A 1,514-nucleotide genomic window follows, 5' to 3' on the forward strand; every position below is an offset into this window, starting at 1 on the left:
GTCCATGCTCATGGATCTCTTCGTCGAGAGCCTCAACGTGCCGGTCCGCCGTGTGCACTTCCACGCCTTCATGCAGGAGATGCAGGCCGAACTGCACCGGCTGCGCGGCGAGGGCGTCGAGGATCCGGTCAAGCCGATGGCCAAGGCCGTCAGCGACGCGGTCAAGGTGCTGGCCTTCGACGAGATGCAGATCACCGACATCGCCGACGCAATGCTGGTCGGGCGGCTGTTCGAACAGCTGTTCCAGGCGGGCACCGTGGTGGTGACCACCTCGAACCGGGTGCCCGACGATCTCTACAAGGACGGGCTCAACCGGCAGCTCTTCCTGCCCTTCATCGCGCTGATCAAGGACAAGCTCGTGGTGCGCGAACTGGCGTCCGAACGCGACCACCGGCAGGACCGGCTGAAGGGGGCCAAGGTTTACTTCACCCCCATCGACAACACCGCCCGGGCCGAGATCAACCGGGTCTGGCAAGAGCTCACCCACGGTGTCGAAGAACCGCTGGTGCTGCACGTCAAGGGCCGCAAGCTCGAGCTGCCGCGCTACCACAACGGGGTGGCGCGGGCGTCGTTCTACGACCTCTGCGGACAGATGCTCGGGCCGGGCGACTACCTCGCCATCGCCGACGCGCTGCGCCTGCTGGTGCTCGAGAACATCCCCCGGCTGGGGCGCAACAACTTCAACGAGGCCAAGCGCTTCGTGATCCTGATCGACGCGCTCTACGAGGCCAGGGTGAAGCTGATCGTCAGCGCCATGGACGAACCCGAGAGCCTCTACATCGAGGGCTCCGGCGCCTTCGAGTTCGAGCGCACCGCCAGCCGCCTGCGCGAGATGCAGGACGCGAGCTGGGGCCACCCGCCCAACTGAGGGCCATGCGCCTTTGGCAAAGCCGCCGAAGGCCCCCGGCGACGGGGCAAAAAAAGAGGGTCCCGTGGGACCCTCCAGGCTGCTCGAGTTTACAGTTGCCTGCTTATTGAATGGTCGTAGCGAGTGACGGCCAGCCTGCCGAGATCGAGGCGAGGCCCATCCTGATATTCCACTGTCCGGGAGAAAGCGTTCGGCAGCGCGGGTCAAACCCTGCCCCGGTCCGGCCCGCAGAACCCCTGCGCGCTGGATCGGTATCCGTCGCCATCATCTGTCCCCCAAGGCCCGCGTCGCTGTTGATTGTTTGTGCCTGTGTCCGACGCGCGTCTTGCAAATGACGATAGGCCAAACTGTGGTAAAGCGTCAACATCTAGTGATGCATGCCAGCCCTATGACTTGCACTTTTCACAACCGCAAGACATAGGCCGCCAGAATCGCCTCTTTGAAAGGCGTGCTTACACGGGCTCAGCCGTTCTCGCGCAGGATGCTCCCCGCAAGGTAGAGCGAGCCGCAGATCAGCACCCGTGCTTCGGGCTCCTGCGCCACGATCTCGGCCAGCGCTTGGGTCACCGACCCGGCCTCGCCCGCACGCAGCCCGACCGAGGCCGCAACCCGCGCGGTCTCGTCCGCCGGAAGCGTGTTGGCCTCA

At 65.1% G+C, this 1,514-nt stretch carries 1 protein-coding gene and 1 pseudogene; one reads left to right on the top strand and one right to left on the bottom strand.

Going from position 1 to position 1,514, the window contains the following annotated elements; all coding sequences use genetic code 11:
- The coding region (zapE, locus tag HC022_RS26325) for a cell division protein ZapE (protein WP_167454352.1) at nt 1-868 on the top strand (868 nt) is incomplete at its 5' end.
- Between the two features lie 462 nt (nt 869-1,330).
- On the opposite strand, the pseudogene HC022_RS26330 reads toward zapE, so the two are convergent.
- Nucleotides 1,331-1,514: pseudogene (locus HC022_RS26330) on the bottom strand (bifunctional folylpolyglutamate synthase/dihydrofolate synthase); the annotation flags it as partial.

It is taken from the genome of Salipiger sp. HF18 (assembly GCF_011806505.1).
In the GTDB taxonomy this organism is placed as follows: Bacteria; Pseudomonadota; Alphaproteobacteria; order Rhodobacterales; family Rhodobacteraceae; genus Salipiger; species Salipiger thiooxidans.